The following is a 14,412-nucleotide window of genomic DNA, read 5'->3' as shown; positions in this document are numbered from 1 at the left end:
CCCTGGCCGCCTCCGGTCCCCGCGTGCTACCAAGAGCCATGAGCGCACACGAGGCACGGGGCGGCTACGACGTGGTGATCGTCGGCGGCGGGCACAACGGGCTGGTCGCCGCGGCCTACCTGGCCCGCGCCGGCCGTTCGGTGCTGGTGCTGGAACGGCTGGGCCACACCGGCGGGGCGGCCGTCTCCACGCGTCCGTTCGCCGGGGTGGACGCCCGGCTGTCCCGCTACTCCTACCTGGTCAGCCTGCTGCCCCAGAAGATCGTCCGGGACCTCGGGCTCGACTTCCGGGTGCGCACCCGCACCGTCTCCTCCTACACCCCGGCCGTCCGCGCCGGCCGGCCCACCGGGCTGCTCGTGGGCGGCGGTGAGGAGCGCACCCGGGAGGCCTTCGCCCGCCTCACCGGGTCCGACCGCGAGTGGCAGGCCTGGCAGCGCTTCTACGCCATGACCGGCCGCGCGGCCCGGCGGATCTTCCCCACCCTGACCGAACCGCTGCCCGGCCGTGCGGAACTGCGCCGCCGCGTCGACGACGAGGACGCCTGGCGGATGCTGTTCGAGGAGCCCGTCGGCGTCGCGGTCGAGGAGCGCTTCGCCGACGACCTGGTCCGCGGAGTGGTCCTCACCGACGCCCTCATCGGCACCTTCGCCGACGCCCACGACCCGGCCCTGCCGCAGAACCGCTGCTTCCTCTACCACGTGATCGGCGGGGGCACCGGGGCCTGGGACGTCCCGGTCGGCGGTATGGGCGCCCTGACCGACGCGCTGGCGGAGGCGGCCCGCGCGGCGGGCGCGCGACTCGCCACCGGGCACGAGGCCGTCCGCGTCGCCTCCGACGGGCGCAGCGCCGAGGTCACCTACCGGACGGCGGACGGCGAAGGCACCGTCGGCGCCCGGCACGTCCTGGTGAACGCCTCCCCGCAGGCGCTGGCCGCACTGACCGGCCAGGAGCCGCCGGAGCCCGCTGAAGGTGCCCAGCTGAAGGTGAACATGCTGCTCAGGCGGCTGCCCCGGCTCCGTGACACCTCCGTCGACCCGCGCGAGGCGTTCGCCGGTACCTTCCACGTCGCGGAGGGCTACCGGGAACTGGCCGACGCCCACGCCCAGGCCGCCGCCGGCCACCTGCCCGCCGCGCCGCCCTCAGAGATCTACTGCCACTCCCTGACCGACCCCACGATCCTCGGCCCCGAGCTGGTCGAACGGGGCTGCCAGACGCTCACGCTGTTCGGTCTGCACACCCCGGCCCGGCTGTTCGCGCAGGACAACGACGCCGTACGTGAGGAGCTGCTGAAGTCGACGCTGGCGCAGCTCGACGCCCACCTCGCCGAACCGCTGGCCGACTGCCTGGCCACGGACGCCGAGGGCCGGCCGTGCATCGAGGCGAAGACCCCGCTGGACCTGGAACGGGACCTCGCCCTGCCCGGCGGCAACATCTTCCACCGGGCGCTGAGCTGGCCCTACGCCCAGGAGGGCACCGGCCGCTGGGGCGTGGAGACCGCTCACGCCAACGTGCTGCTGTGCGGCGCGGGCGCGGTGCGCGGCGGCGGGGTCAGCGGCGTGCCGGGACACAATGCGGCCATGGCGGTGCTGGAGGGCAGGAGGTGACAGGACGGCTGAATGCCGCGGTCGTGCGGGGGCACTCCGACAGGACCGAGGAAGCACAGCACCGACCCCCCACCGGAGGCTCCCATGGCCGACCTCAGCCCGATCGACCTGCAGAAAGCCCTCAGCGGCGCGGAGTATCCCACGGACAAGCAGCACCTGGTGGACCGCGCCCGCAAGAACAAGGCGAACGAGAAGGTCGTCAGCCGGCTCGACGGCCTCAGGCAGGACCACTTCGACGGCCCCAACGAGGTGCAGAAGGCCGTCTTCAACGAGTGACGCCGCCCGTACGCCCGTGAACGGGCACGCCGTGAACCGGGCCCGCTCGTGAACCGCGTGCGCCCGTGGACCGGCCGTGGGCCTGCCGTCCCCTCGGGAGGCGGGCCCACGGCATGCGCGGTGGCCGTCGGCCCGCTCAGTCCGCGGAGGCCGTCCACCCCCGGGCCGTCACGCGGGACGCGTCCGCCGGGCGGGCCCCGTCGAACAGGACACCCCGGTGCGTCTCGACGCGCTGGGCGTCGATGTAGGCGCCGCGTCCCACGTAGAGGCGGTCCGTCGTGTACCGCCAGCGCAGCACCAGTTGCCGGGCCGCCGGGAGTCCGGCCGTCACCCGGTGCCAGGCGCGCCCGGAGAAGCCGGTGGCGGTGCCCGCCGGGTGCGGCCGGGGCTGCTCGCCGTGGCGTGTGGCCGTGAACGGCACCGGCTGCCAGGTGGCGCCCCCGTCCGCGGAGGACTCCAGGGCGAGGACGTCCGACTGCGGTTCGGTGTCCCACCACAGGGAGCACCGAAGCCGCGCGCCGCCGGCGAGGGTGTCGAGCGCGGGCAGCGCGAGGGTCGCGGTGGTGGCGCTCGCCATGCCCGAGAACCAGGCCGTGCGGCCCCGGTCGGGGCGGACCGCGACGGCCCGCGCCAGGTTGTCGCCCGCGGCGACGCGGGGGGCCGAGCCGGAGCGCCAGGTGCGCACCGGGTGCACGGAGTTGCCGAGGACCACGAGGAACGAGTCGGTCGTCGGGTCCAGGACCAGTGAGGTCCCGGTGAAACCGGTGTGGCCGGCGGTGCTCGGGGTGGCCATCGCGCCCATGTACCAGTGCTGGTACAGCTCGAAGCCGAGGCCGTGCTCGTCGCCGGGGAAGGCCGTGTTGAAGTCGGTGAACATCAACTGCACCGACTCCGGCCGCAGGATGCGCGCTCGGCCGTAGGAGCCGCCGTCGAGCAGGGTCCGGCCGAGCACCGCCAGGTCCCAGGCGCTGGAGAACACGCCCGCGTGCCCGGCCACCCCGCCCAGGCTGAACGCGTTCTCGTCGTGCACCTCGCCCCACACCAGCCCCCGGTCCAGGGCCGACCAGGGCCTGCGGGCGACCTCGGTGGCGGCGATCCGCGGCTTCCAGGAGGCGGGCGGGTTGTAGCGGGTGCTGCGCAGCCCGAGCGGGCCGGTGATCTCCTCGGCGAGCAGCACGTCGAGCGTGCTGCCCGTGATCTTCTCCAGGACCAGCTGGAGGGAGATCATGTTCAGGTCGGAGTACAGGTACACGGTGCCGGGCGGGTTCAGCGGCGCCTCGTTCCAGATCATCTCCAGCTTCTGCTCGTACGTCGGTGCGTCGTACAGCGGCAGGTCGGGCCGGAACCCGGAGGTGTGCGTCAGGAGTTGACGGATCGTTACGTCCTGCTTGCCCGCCCGCCCGAAGTCCGGCAGGTACGAGCCGACCTTCCCCTCCAGCTCCAGCGTGCCGCGCTCGATCCGCTGCACGGCCAGGATCGAGGTGAACAGTTTGGAGAGGGAGGCCAGGTCGAAGACGGTGTCCCGGGTCATCGGGAGCTGCCGGTCCGGCGGGAACTCCACGCCCGTGTCGGTCTTCTCGTCGTAGTCCGCGTAGCGCACCGCCATGCCGATCGGCTCGTGCAGGGCGACGGTGGCCCCGCGGCCGGCGAGCAGGACGGCGCCCGCGTACCAAGGGTGCTTGGGGGAAGGCCGGAGGAAGGCCTCGGCGTCGGTGACCAGCCGGCGCAGGGGCTCCTGGAGCAGGCCGGCGCGGTGCGGGGAGCCGTGGCGCAGCGTCGTCGGGGCGGCGGGGTGCCGCACCGGTCGCTCGGCCGCCGTGGCCGGCACCTCGGGGAGGGCGGAGATGCCCAGCGCGCCGCCCATGAGCAGGGAGACGCGGCCCAGTTGGCGGCGGGTGATCCCGCGCCCGTCCCGCTCTGCCGTCTCCGCCGTGCCGTCAGTCATCGTGAGGCCTCCCGCCGCGCCGCCTGAAAGTATCTTTCGGGACTTGCCGTGCGGGGTGAAACTTTCGTGTCAGGGCGGGCCCTTGTCAACGGGGTGTGCGCGAAGCGGGTGACGCACATGCCCTCGACGCCGGCCCCCCGGCGCGATCGCGTGTACGGACCGGTGGGGGACCGGGGCGGGCCGGTCGCGGCGGCCCGGCGCCCGGGGCGGTGCCCGCAAGATGCTTGACCTCGTTGGGCGGCGGACCCAGGATCGTCTGCCATGACGCCTGGACACGCGAGCACGGTGGACGGAGTCCTGCGGCGCAGCGCCCGGCGCACCCCCGCCCGGGTCGCCGTCGAGTACCGCGACCGCTCCTGGACGTACGCCGGACTCGACGACGCCGTCTCCCGCGCCGCGAGCGTCCTGCTCGCGCGGGGCCTCGCCCCCGGCGACCGCGTCGGTGCCTACGGCCACAACTCCGACGCGTACCTGATCGCCTTCCTCGCGTGCGCCCGCGCGGGCCTCGTCCACGTGCCCGTCAACCAGAACCTCACCGGCGACGACCTCGCCTACGTCCTCGGCCAGTCCGGCAGCGCCCTGGTCCTGACCGACCCCGGCCTCGCGGACCGACTCCCGGGCGGCGTCAGGTCCCTGGCCCTGCGCGACGCCGAGGACTCGCTGCTCGCCGCGCTCCCCGGCGCACCGCCCCACGACGGTCCCGGGCCGCGCGACGAGGACCTGGTGCAACTGCTGTACACCTCGGGCACCACCGCCCTGCCCAAGGGCGCGATGATGACCCACCGGGCGCTGGTCCACGCCTATTCGAGCGCGATCACCGCCCTCGACCTCGGCCCGGACGACCGGCCGGTGCACGCACTGCCGCTCTACCACTCGGCGCAGATGCACGTCTTCCTGCTGCCCTACCTCGCCGTCGGTGCGACGAACACCCTCCTCGACGCGCCCGACGGCGACCGCGTCCTCGACCTCGTCGAGGCCGGACGTGCCGACAGCCTGTTCGCGCCGCCCACCGTCTGGATCGCCCTGGCCAACCGCCCCGACTTCGCGGGCCGCGACCTCGACGGCCTGCGCAAGGCCTACTACGGCGCCTCGATCATGCCCGTGCCCGTCCTCGAACGGCTGCGCGCGCGCCTGCCCCACCTCGCCTTCTACAACTGCTTCGGACAGAGCGAGATCGGTCCGCTGGCCATGGTGCTGGGCCCCGGCGAGCACGCGGGGCGGATGGACTCCTGTGGCCGGCCGGTGCTCTTCGTGGACGCCCGCCTCGCCGACGAGCACGGCGTGGACGTCCCCGACGGGACGCCCGGTGAGATCCTCTACCGTTCCCCGCAACTGTGCGAGGGCTACTGGGACAAGCCCGCGGAGAGCGCCGAGGCCTTCCGCGACGGCTGGTTCCACTCCGGCGACCTCGCGGTGCGCGACGCCGACGGGTACTACACGGTCGTCGACCGGGTCAAGGACGTCATCAACTCCGGGGGAGTGCTGGTCGCCTCGCGCCAGGTCGAGGACGCGCTGTACACCCACCCCGGCGTCGCCGAGGCCGCGGTGGTCGGCCTGCCCGACGAACGGTGGATCGAGGCCGTCACGGCCGTCGTCGTCCCGCGCGGCGAGGTCACCGAGGCCGAGCTGATCGCCCACGTCCGCGAACGGCTGGCGCACTTCAAGGCACCCAAGCGGGTGATCCTCGTCGACGAACTCCCGCGCAACGCCAGCGGCAAGATCCTCAAACGCCAACTGCGGGACCGGCTCGGCGACACCGCACGCGCCTAGGGCACGATGAGAGCCATGCCGACCCACGTGATCACCGACCGGCCGGCGGTGCCGGCCACCGCCACGGCCCCGGCGCTGCTGCTGCGACCGTGGGAGGAGGCGGACGCCGCCCCGCTCGCCGAGCTGTACCGGGACGAGGCCCTGCGCCGCTTCCTGAGCCACTCCATCCCCGACGAGGCGGGCGCTCTCGACTGGATCGCACAGCAGCGACGGGGGCGCGAGGCCGGTGACCGGTTCGCCTTCGCCGTCGTGGAACGCGCGCACGCCGGTACGGCGGATCAAGCGGATCAACCGGCCGGTCCCGCGGGGGTGGGGGAGCACCTGGCCGGGCACGTCGTCCTGAAGAACGTCGCCCCCGGCTCCCCGTCCGCCGAGGTCGGCTACTGGACCGCGGCCCACGCGCGCGGCCGGGGCGTGGCACCCCGCGCGCTGGCCGCGCTGACCGCCTGGGCCTTCGCGACGTTCGCCGCCCAGGGCCTGACCCGCCTGGAACTCGTGCACCGGGCGGACAACACGGCGTCCTGCCGCGTCGCGCTCAAGTGCGCCTACGAGCTGACCGGGAGCCTGCCCGCCGCGCCGCCCGCCCACCCGCTCGACGGGCACGTCCACACCCGGACCCGGATCACGGGCGCACGTCCACGATCCGCTTGAGCTTGCCGACGGACCGCTCCAGCGACTCCGGTTCGACGATCTCCACCGCGACCGACACGCCGACGCCGTCCTTCACCGCAGCCGCGATGGACCGGGCCGCGGCCTGACGCACCTCGGGCCCGGCGCCGGGGCGGGCCTCGGCGCGGACGGTGAGGGCGTCCAGGCGGTCCGCACGGGTGAGCCGGAGCTGGAAGTGCGGCGCGACCCCCGGCGTGCGCAGCACGATCTCCTCGATCTGGGTCGGGAAGAGGTTCACCCCGCGCAGGATCACCATGTCGTCGCAGCGGCCGGTGATCTTCTCCATCCGCCGGAACGCCCGCGCGGTCCCCGGCAGCAGCCGGGTCAGGTCCCGGGTGCGGTAGCGGACCACCGGCATCGCCTCCTTGGTGAGCGAGGTGAACACCAGTTCCCCCTCGGCGCCCTCGGGCAGCACCTCCCCGGTGACCGGGTCCACGATCTCGGGGAAGAAGTGGTCCTCCCAGATGTGCGGGCCGTCCTTGGTCTCCACGCACTCCTGCGCCACCCCCGGCCCGATCACCTCCGACAGCCCGTAGATGTCGACCGCGTCGATCCCGCACCGCTCCTCGATCTCCCGCCGCATCTCCTCGGTCCACGGCTCCGCCCCGAAGACGCCCACGCGCAGCGAGGTGGACCGCGGGTCGACGCCCTGCCGCTCGAACTCGTCGAGCAGCGTGAGCATGTACGACGGCGTGATCATGATGACCCGGGGCTCCAGGTCCTGGATCAGCCGCACCTGGCGGGCGGTCATGCCGCCCGAGGCGGGCACGACCGTGCAGCCGAGCCGTTCCGCGCCGTAGTGGGCGCCCAGACCCCCGGTGAACAGCCCGTACCCGTAGGCCACGTGCACGACGTCGCCCGGCCGGGCGCCCGCCGCGCGCAGCGAGCGGGCCACCATGTCCGCCCACATCGACAGGTCGCCGTCCGTGTAGCCGACGATGGTGGGGAGCCCGGTGGTGCCGCTGGAGGCGTGCAGGCGGCGGATGCGCTCACGGGGCACGGCGAACATCCCGTACGGGTAGTGGTCGCGCAGGTCCGCCTTGGTGGTGAAGGGGAAACGGGCCAGGTCGGCGAGCGAACGGCAGTCGTCGGGGTGGACCCCGGCGGCGTCGAAGGACTGCCGGTGGAAGGGGACGTTCTCGTACGCGTGCCGCAGCGAGGCGCGCAGCCGCTCCAACTGCAGCGCCCGCAGCTCGTCGAGGCCGAGCCGTTCCCCCGAGTCCAGCAGCCCTGTCGCTTCCGTCATCGGGACTCTCCCTCACCTACCACGACAATACGGTCGATCCGTCGACCGATCATTCGGTCGAGATGCTGGAGATCAGTAATCCAGGCCGCCGCGCCGCAGGCAAGGGCCCGGCGCCGAAATTCCTTGCCGCCGCACGGACCCTCCGGACAAGATCGGGCGCATGCCGAACTTCGTGGTTCGCCACGGCCTACCCGCGGCTGGAGTCCTGGCTGGCCGGACGGAGCGAGTACTCCGCGGCGCTCGCCCCCTTCTTCTACGGCCGCTGGGACGACACCGCCCGCGCGCACGCCGAGGCCGACGAGGACCAGACCAACGAGGAGGCCGCCGACCGCTACTTCGCCGAGGCGCGGTTCGACCCCGCCGCGACCCGTGCCGCGCTCGGCGAACTGGCCGCGCCCGTCCTCGTCCTCGCCGGGGAGGCCGACGGCGGCCCCCGCCCGGAACTCGCCCGGCGCGCCGCCGCGGCCTTCGCGCACGCAGAGTTCGCGGCGCAGCCGGGCGCCGGACACTATCCGTGGCTGGACGACCCGGAGTGGTTCGTGCGACGCGTCGCCGCCTTCCTCACCGGGCCGCGGGCCGCTCTGCCGTCGGCAGAATGACCCGGGGCGCCGCCCGGGCCGTCACTACCGTGCCCGCATGGACACCGGACCACGAACCGTCGACGTCAACGGCATCACCCTCGCCTACCGCGCCTGGGGCGCGCAGGACGCACCCCCCGTCGTCCTGCTGCACTGCCGGGGCGCCGACGGCGCCGACTGGGCCCCGATCGCGCGACGGCTGGCGGACGGACCGTACCCGCGCCGGGTGTACGCCCCCGACCTGCGCGGACACGGCGGCAGCAGCCGCCTCGGCGACCGGCCCGGCGCCTACGCCCACGAGGCCCTGCGCGACGACGTCCTCGGCTTCCTCGGGGCGCTCGGTGTCGACCGCGCCGACGTCGTGGGCCACTCGCTCGGCGGTGCCGTCGCCTACCTGCTCGCCCAGCGGGCGCCCGGCCTCGTACGGCGGCTCGTCCTGGAAGACGTACCGGCGCCGGTCCCGCTGGACCCGCCCCGGCCGCCCGCCGAACGGCCGGCCGGCGACCTGCCCTACGACTGGGCCATGATCCGGGCCACCGACGCGCAGCGCAACGCGCCGGACCCCGCGTGGGGCGAGCACATGCACCGGATCACCGCACCCACCCTGCTGGTGGCGGGCGGAGCGAGGAGTTTCGTCCCGCAGCGGGAGATCACCTTCCTGGCCGGACTGATCCCGGACGCCCGGGTCGTCACGGTCGACGCGGGGCACCTGGTGCACGAGGCGCGGCCCGAGGAGTTCCTGGGCGTGGTGGAACCCTTCCTGGCGCACTGATCCCGGTCTCGCGCAAGCGTCCGCAAAGATCCGCAAAGGTCCTCCCGGATGCCCTGTCGGCGCTGCCGACCGCTCGCTAGGCTGGCTCGCGGACGACGGAAATCGGGAGGAGCACGGACGTGGCCGAGAGCACTGTCCAGCAGCACCCGCTCGCGGGATGGCACAAGCCGGAGCTGGACCTCAGCAACGCCGAGTGGCAGTCCAGCAGCCGTGGCCTGGGGGATGTCCAGATCGCATTTGTCGAGGGGTTCATCGCGATGCGCAACAGCGGTCGCCCGGAGAGCCCTTCCCTCATCTTCACGCCCGCGGAGTGGGGCGCCTTCGTCTCAGGGGCACGGGAAGGGGAGTTCGACCTGACCTGAGCGGGGTTCCCCCGCCGGGGCACAGGGGGTGGATGCCGGGCGTCGGGTGCCGGGTGCGCCGGGACGGGCACCGGTGTCCGGTACCGGAGGCCGGTCCACGGGTGTGGCCGCCGCTTTTGCGGACACGCGGCCTTCAGAGCCCCGCCGCGCCGCTGCCCGATCCGGGCCGGCCCGGCAGGGGGAAGGCCGCCCTGTGGAGGTGAGGTACCCATGAGCGCTCCACCGGTCGTCGCAGCGGTCGACGGCTCCGACGACAGCCTGCGGGCCCTCGACTGGGCCCTGGAAGCGGCCCGCCTGCGCGGGGCGCCGCTGCGGGTGGTGCACGTGCGGCAGTACGCCGCCTGGCCCCAGCCCGACGTCCTGGTCGCCGGCCCGCCCGCGGGAGCGGACGACACCGTGCTGGACGCGGCCCGCGCCCATGTGGAGGACCGGGAGCGGACCGACGCCGAGGGCCCGGATCGCGGCGGTGACGGTGCCGGAGTGGAGTATGTGGGCCTGGACGGGTTGCCCGGCGCGCTGCTGCCCGAACTCGGCGCCACCGCACAGCTGTTGGTGCTCGGCTCGCGAGGCCGGGGCGGGTTCGCGAGCCTGCTGCTGGGCTCCAACGGCCTGGCCGCCGCCCGCGACGCGCAGTGCCCGGTCGTCGTGGTTCCCCGGCCCGGACGCGAGGTTCACGGCGACGCCCCGGCCGGGCCCGGCCCACGCGTGGTCGTCGGCCTGCACGTCGACAGCCCCGACGACGCCGTGCTCGCCTTCGCCTTCGCCGAGGCCGCCCGGCGCGGCGCCCGGGTCCAGGCGGTCGCCGCCTACCCGTGGCCGACCCGCGCCTGGGCGCCGGCCGGGGAGCTGCCGACGCCCCCGATCGACCGGTCCGAGGTGGAGGGCGAGATCCGCTCCCTGGCCGAGGGCTTCCTCGCCCCGCACCGGGCCCGGCACCCCGACGTGCCGGCCGACCCGGAGATCCTGCCCGGTGACGCGGCGGGCCGGCTGGTCGCCGCCTCCCGGGACGCCGACCTGGTGGTGGTCGGCCGCCACCGCCGTCGCCTGCTGGCCCCGGCCCGGATGATGGGCTCGGTCACCCAGGCCGTGCTCCTGCACGCGGCGAGCCCCGTGGCGGTGGTGCCGCCGTCTTTGCCCCAGGAGTGACGCCGCCCTCCCGGCAGCTTCCCTCCTTCGGCCCAGGGTGGACAGCCGCGCCGGGGCCGGCGCCGCCGTCTTCACCTGGGGTATGGCGCCGTCCCCTGGGTCGCTTCCCTGCTCGGTCGCTTTCCTGCTGCGGCGCAGGGTGGCAGCCGTGCCGGGGTGCGTGGCGGTGGTGCTCCGTCTTCGCCCCCGGGTGGGGCGCCGTCCTCTGGGCCGCTTCCCTGTTTCGGCGCGCAGGGTGGCTGCCGTGCCCGGGCTCGTGGCGGTGGTCGCTCCGTTTTCACCTCGGGTGTGGCGCCGTCCCCTCGGTCGCTTCCCTGCTCGGTCGCTTCCCTGCTGCGGCGCAGGGTGGGCAGCCGTGCCGGGGTGCGTGGCCGTGGTGGCCCGGCTTCGCCTCGGGGACGGCGCCGTCCGCGACCGCCTTCCTCCGACGTACGGGCGGACCCTCGCGCCCGGGTTGCGCAGGTAACGGGCAGCGGCGTGTCTACCATTAGGCGCATGCAGGACTCGCCCGGCACGGACGCCCGTCTCGCCCTCGACCTCGCGCTGACCGTTCGCCACGACGGCGCCGGCGGTGTCGCCGACGACCTGGCCGACCCGGACGGACTCACCGTTTGGGTGCGGGCCCGCCCGGGCACTGTGCCGGACGCCGGTCACTACAGTGCGGACACGGCCGCGCTGGCCGAGGTCCGCGAGCTGCGCGCCGCCGTGCGCGCCCTCTTCGCCCACGCCGTCCGGCCCGGCGCGCCCAGTCCCGCCGACGCCGGCCGGCTGATGCCCGTGCCCCAGGCAGTCGAGCGGCTCAACACCGCGGCCGCCCGCACGGCCACCGTGCCCGTCCTGTGCTGGGACCCGGCCGGCGACCCGGTGCTCCACCGGCGGCCCGTCCACGGCGCCGGCGACCTCACCGCGGCGCTCGCGCAGGCCGCCGTCGCCTTCCTGGCGGGCCCCGACCGCCGACGGCTGCGCGCCTGCCACGCACCGCGCTGCGTGCGGTACTTCCTCAAGGACCACCCGCGCCAGGAGTGGTGCGGACCCTCCTGCGGAAACCGGGCCCGCGTCGCCCGCCACCACGAGCGGCACCGGGCCGCCGGACCGGCCGGCTCAGGATGATTCCCGCCCCGTCCGGAGGCCGCCCGCACGTCGCGAGGCAGGCCGGGGCACGTACCATGGCGGCATGTCGTTCCTCCGTCGCCGCAGCGCCACGCCCGCCGGGCCCGACTTCGACGTCCTGGCCATGGACCCGGGCGACTGGCCCGGCAATCTGGGCGCCGGGCTGCTGCCCGCGCCCGACGGCACCTGCCAGGGCGTGTTCCTGCGCTACGACCTCTTCGGCGGCCGCGGTACCGCCATGATCATCGGCAACCTCCCCGAGGGGTCCCCGGCCCGCGAGGTCGGCGACGGCGAGGTCCCCTTCGAGGTGGCCCAACTGCTGCTGGCCCTGGAGAACGACGAGGAGGTCACCGTCGTCGGCACCGAGGACATGCCGGTGCTCCAGGGCGACAACCTCCTGATCGTGCGCCGGCTCAAGCTCTCCGAGGGCCGGATCTCCTGCGTGCAGTTCGACCGCAGCGACGGCGTCCTGGTCACCATCGCCGCCTGGGACCGCCCGATCACCGACGACCTGTACGCGCTCCTCAAGCCGCTTCCCGCCGAGCTGTTCCAGCAGGGCTGAGCCGACCGCACCCGCAAGGGCCGGCACCCGGGAAAGCGCCGGCACCCGAAACGGGCCGGCCCCACCGGGCGCCGGCCCGTTCGGGGCGCTACAGGTGCGAGGGCCGCACGCTGACGTCCGCGGCCCGCACGAACGCCACCCGGTGGCCGAACTGGATCTCGTAGTACACGTCCTTGCCGACCACCACCCGGTGCGAGTCGGTGGTGAAGGTGACCGAGTACAGGTACTCGCCCGGCACGGCGTCACCGATCACGTACCTCTGGCCCGCGAGCAGCTTGTACGGCAGCGGCGTCACCGACTGCACCGGCACCCCGGCCGGATAGGCCTCCTTCTCGGGGTACGCCCGCCCGTACACCGGCACGCTGTCCGCCCCGGCCTTCGGGGTCACCACCCAGCCGGCCGCGTTCACCGCGGTGGCCTGCTTCGCCGGGTTCAGGAACCAGGCCTTCTGGCCCAGGTACCAGATCGCCGTCCAGTCACCCCGGCGGTCGGCGACCGCGTACTGCTGTCCCGTCTCCGCCCGCGAGGCGACGTCGTTCACGTCGATCGTGGAGTCGCCGCCGCCCGGCCTGAGACCGATGTCCTTGATCAGCGGCGAGGACGTGTCGGGCTGCGAGTACAGCCGCACCTCGTTGGAGCCGTGCGCCGCGCACGGCTGGTCGCCGGTGGTGCAGCCCGTGTACCGGGGCCGGTTCTGCGCGTAGTCGGGACGGATCGTCACCAGCCCGCCGTTCCTGCCCGCGGTCGGCCCGAAGGGACGGCCCAGCAGCTCGAAGTAGTGCCGCCAGTCCCAGTACGGTCCGGGGTCTGTGTGCATGCCCGGCACGGACCCGCCGGTCGGACCCGGCACGGTGTCGTGCCCCAGGATGTGCTGCCGGTCCAGCGGGATGCCGTACTTGCCTGCCAGGTACTTCACCAGCCGCGCCGACGAGCGGTACATCGCCTCCGTGTACCAGGCGTCCGGCTCGGCGAGGAAACCCTCGTGCTCCAGACCCACCGACGTCGCGTTGACGTACCAGTTCCCTGCGTGCCAGGCGACGTCCTTGCCCTTCACGTGCTGGGCGATGAGCCCGTCGGTGGAGCGCAGCGTGTAGTTCCACGACACGTAGGTCGGGTCCTGGACCAGGTTGAGGACGCCGTCCCAGCGGCCCTCGGTGTCGTGGATGACGATGTACCGGACGCGCTCGGAGGCCGGCCGGTCGCCCAGGTCGTGGTTGCCGTAGTCGTCGGTGCCGAACTGCTGGTACGGCGCCGGCACCCATTCGCAGGACACCGAGGCCGGGCACTCCGTACCGGCCGACGAGACGTGCTCGAGGCCCGTCCGCCCGAGTTGTGCCCTGTCGGGGGTGAGCCGCGGCGTGGCGGCCAGTACGACGCGTTGCCCGGCGTCGGTGGTGCGCCGCTCGCCGGAGCGGATCACGTCGTACACGTCGTCGGCGTACGCCGCCGCCGTCGCGCTGTCGTCCGCGCCGGAGAACCGGGCCACCGCCCCGTACCAGTGGGCGGGGTCCGTGCTGAGCGGCTCGCCCAGCCGTCGCTGGGCGGCGGCCAGCAGGGCCGCGCCGCCCGCGACGTTCGCCGCCGCGTCGCCGCGCAGCCGCTCGGCGGGGATCCCGGTCAGCCCGGCCGCCCGGGGCAGGGTCTTCAGCCGGTCCGGCAGCTCCGTGTCCGACGGCACCCGCGCGGGCGCGGCGGGATGCAGCGCGGGGCGCGCGCTGTCACCGCGCGGGTCCTCGGTCCCCTGGCCGTGGTGCTCGGCGCGGGCCAGCGCGGTGTGCGCGTCCGTGAGGTGCATGGGACCGTAGCCGCCGCTCACGCTCACGGCGCCCTCGTGTCCGTCCCAGCGGGACTGCAGGTACGAGACGCCCAGCAGGACACTGAGCGGCACGTGGTACCGGGCCGCGGCGGAGGCGAACGCCTGTTGCAGCCGGCCGGAGTCGTCCGTGGCGCCGGCCGACGGGGCGGCGCCCAGCAGCGGAAGCAGCAGCGCACCGCAGGCGACGGCGCCCGCGGCCGTGCGCGCTCTGGCCCGGCCCCGCACGGCGGTGCGGTCCGGGGTGGCTCTGGAGTCGGTGACGGATCCTCGCAAAGCTGCCTCCTGGGGCGCTTCGGCGTGACGGGGCGTGCGGGGCCGGCGTGGGGTCAGTGGTACCGGCTGTCCGACGATCCGTCAATCATGCGCGCAGTGCGGAGATTTCCCATGTCAGCTGGGGTTTCGGCGAGTTTCGCGACGGCGCCGCGCGGGCCTGCGGGGCGTCAGTGGCGTACACCTGTGGCTCTCCCCGCCGTTGCTCCCGAAGCGGGATGCGGCGGAGGACCGCAGCGCGACGGCGAAGGTCCCGCGGTACGCCCGCCGAGGCGGTGTACCGCGG

At 74.5% G+C, this 14,412-nt stretch carries 13 protein-coding genes; 10 read left to right on the top strand and 3 right to left on the bottom strand.

Going from position 1 to position 14,412, the window contains the following annotated elements:
- Window positions 1–38 precede the first annotated feature (38 nt).
- Together ACFC02_RS02960 and ACFC02_RS02955 are read left to right on the top strand one after the other, a co-directional pair.
- Complete coding sequence (locus ACFC02_RS02960; protein WP_376351266.1) at window positions 39–1,604, top strand: phytoene desaturase family protein; 1,566 nt, start codon at window positions 39–41, stop codon at window positions 1,602–1,604.
- A gap of 84 nt (window positions 1,605–1,688) precedes the next feature.
- Complete coding sequence (locus ACFC02_RS02955) at window positions 1,689–1,880, top strand: DUF2795 domain-containing protein (protein ID WP_360973864.1); 192 nt, start codon at window positions 1,689–1,691, stop codon at window positions 1,878–1,880.
- A 136-nt stretch (window positions 1,881–2,016) separates the two neighbouring features.
- Here the strand turns inward: ACFC02_RS02955 and ACFC02_RS02950 are convergent, their stop codons facing one another.
- Window positions 2,017–3,825 (bottom strand): serine hydrolase, encoded by a 1,809-nt coding sequence (locus ACFC02_RS02950; RefSeq protein ID WP_376351262.1) that lies wholly within the window; start codon window positions 3,823–3,825, stop codon window positions 2,017–2,019.
- A gap of 261 nt (window positions 3,826–4,086) precedes the next feature.
- Here ACFC02_RS02950 and ACFC02_RS02945 point away from each other — a divergent pair, with 261 nt between their 5' ends.
- Complete coding sequence (locus ACFC02_RS02945; protein ID WP_376351260.1) at window positions 4,087–5,595, top strand: acyl-CoA synthetase; 1,509 nt, start codon at window positions 4,087–4,089, stop codon at window positions 5,593–5,595.
- A 15-nt stretch (window positions 5,596–5,610) separates the two neighbouring features.
- Window positions 5,611–6,246, top strand: coding sequence for a GNAT family N-acetyltransferase (locus tag ACFC02_RS02940; RefSeq protein WP_376351258.1), 636 nt, complete (start codon window positions 5,611–5,613; stop codon window positions 6,244–6,246).
- Here the strand turns inward: ACFC02_RS02940 and paaK are convergent.
- A complete protein-coding gene (gene paaK, locus ACFC02_RS02935) occupies window positions 6,218–7,510 on the bottom strand; it encodes a phenylacetate--CoA ligase PaaK (RefSeq protein ID WP_376351255.1) in 1,293 nt (430 codons plus the stop codon). The two genes, ACFC02_RS02940 and paaK, sit on opposite strands and share 29 nt — an antisense overlap.
- A gap of 62 nt (window positions 7,511–7,572) precedes the next feature.
- Between paaK and ACFC02_RS02930 the strand changes: the two genes are divergently transcribed.
- The 6 genes from ACFC02_RS02930 (at window position 7,573) to ACFC02_RS02905 (ending at window position 12,040) form a co-directional block, all read left to right on the top strand.
- Window positions 7,573–8,109, top strand: a complete 537-nt coding sequence (locus ACFC02_RS02930; RefSeq protein ID WP_376351253.1) for an alpha/beta fold hydrolase — start codon at window positions 7,573–7,575, stop codon at window positions 8,107–8,109.
- A 37-nt stretch (window positions 8,110–8,146) separates the two neighbouring features.
- A complete protein-coding gene (locus tag ACFC02_RS02925; RefSeq protein WP_376351250.1) occupies window positions 8,147–8,860 on the top strand; it encodes an alpha/beta fold hydrolase in 714 nt (237 codons plus the stop codon).
- Window positions 8,861–8,979: 119 nt separating this feature from the next.
- Window positions 8,980–9,222: a DUF397 domain-containing protein gene (locus ACFC02_RS02920; RefSeq protein ID WP_360977860.1), complete on the top strand. Its 243-nt coding sequence runs from the start codon at window positions 8,980–8,982 to the stop codon at window positions 9,220–9,222.
- A gap of 210 nt (window positions 9,223–9,432) precedes the next feature.
- A complete protein-coding gene (locus ACFC02_RS02915; RefSeq protein WP_376351247.1) occupies window positions 9,433–10,368 on the top strand; it encodes a universal stress protein in 936 nt (311 codons plus the stop codon).
- Between the two features lie 495 nt (window positions 10,369–10,863).
- Complete coding sequence (locus ACFC02_RS02910; RefSeq protein ID WP_376351245.1) at window positions 10,864–11,478, top strand: CGNR zinc finger domain-containing protein; 615 nt, start codon at window positions 10,864–10,866, stop codon at window positions 11,476–11,478.
- A 64-nt stretch (window positions 11,479–11,542) separates the two neighbouring features.
- Complete coding sequence (locus ACFC02_RS02905) at window positions 11,543–12,040, top strand: hypothetical protein (RefSeq protein ID WP_360977851.1); 498 nt, start codon at window positions 11,543–11,545, stop codon at window positions 12,038–12,040.
- A gap of 88 nt (window positions 12,041–12,128) precedes the next feature.
- Here the strand turns inward: ACFC02_RS02905 and ACFC02_RS02900 are convergent, their stop codons facing one another.
- Window positions 12,129–14,129, bottom strand: coding sequence for an N-acetylmuramoyl-L-alanine amidase (locus ACFC02_RS02900; protein WP_376351242.1), 2,001 nt, complete (start codon window positions 14,127–14,129; stop codon window positions 12,129–12,131).
- Window positions 14,130–14,412: the final 283 nt, after the last annotated feature.

Origin of the sequence: Streptomyces sp. NPDC056160, assembly GCF_042268205.1 — a bacterium.
Taxonomy (GTDB): Bacteria; Actinomycetota; Actinomycetes; order Streptomycetales; family Streptomycetaceae; genus Streptomyces.
Note: the sequence above shows the minus strand (reverse complement) of the source record. Positions and strands in the feature narration are given on the sequence as shown.

Excerpts from the sequence above, each read along its gene's own strand:
- ACFC02_RS02960 (WP_376351266.1), top strand. The coding sequence starts at position 39 with ATGAGCGCACACGAGGCACGGGGCGGCTACGACGTGGTGATCGTCGGC.
- ACFC02_RS02955 (WP_360973864.1), top strand. The coding sequence starts at position 1,689 with ATGGCCGACCTCAGCCCGATCGACCTGCAGAAAGCCCTCAGCGGCGCG.
- ACFC02_RS02950 (WP_376351262.1), bottom strand. The coding sequence starts at position 3,825 with ATGACTGACGGCACGGCGGAGACGGCAGAGCGGGACGGGCGCGGGATC.
- ACFC02_RS02945 (WP_376351260.1), top strand. The coding sequence starts at position 4,087 with ATGACGCCTGGACACGCGAGCACGGTGGACGGAGTCCTGCGGCGCAGC.
- ACFC02_RS02940 (WP_376351258.1), top strand. The coding sequence starts at position 5,611 with ATGCCGACCCACGTGATCACCGACCGGCCGGCGGTGCCGGCCACCGCC.
- paaK (WP_376351255.1), bottom strand. The coding sequence starts at position 7,510 with ATGACGGAAGCGACAGGGCTGCTGGACTCGGGGGAACGGCTCGGCCTC.
- ACFC02_RS02930 (WP_376351253.1), top strand. The coding sequence starts at position 7,573 with ATGCTGGAGATCAGTAATCCAGGCCGCCGCGCCGCAGGCAAGGGCCCG.
- ACFC02_RS02925 (WP_376351250.1), top strand. The coding sequence starts at position 8,147 with ATGGACACCGGACCACGAACCGTCGACGTCAACGGCATCACCCTCGCC.
- ACFC02_RS02915 (WP_376351247.1), top strand. The coding sequence starts at position 9,433 with ATGAGCGCTCCACCGGTCGTCGCAGCGGTCGACGGCTCCGACGACAGC.
- ACFC02_RS02910 (WP_376351245.1), top strand. The coding sequence starts at position 10,864 with ATGCAGGACTCGCCCGGCACGGACGCCCGTCTCGCCCTCGACCTCGCG.
- ACFC02_RS02905 (WP_360977851.1), top strand. The coding sequence starts at position 11,543 with ATGTCGTTCCTCCGTCGCCGCAGCGCCACGCCCGCCGGGCCCGACTTC.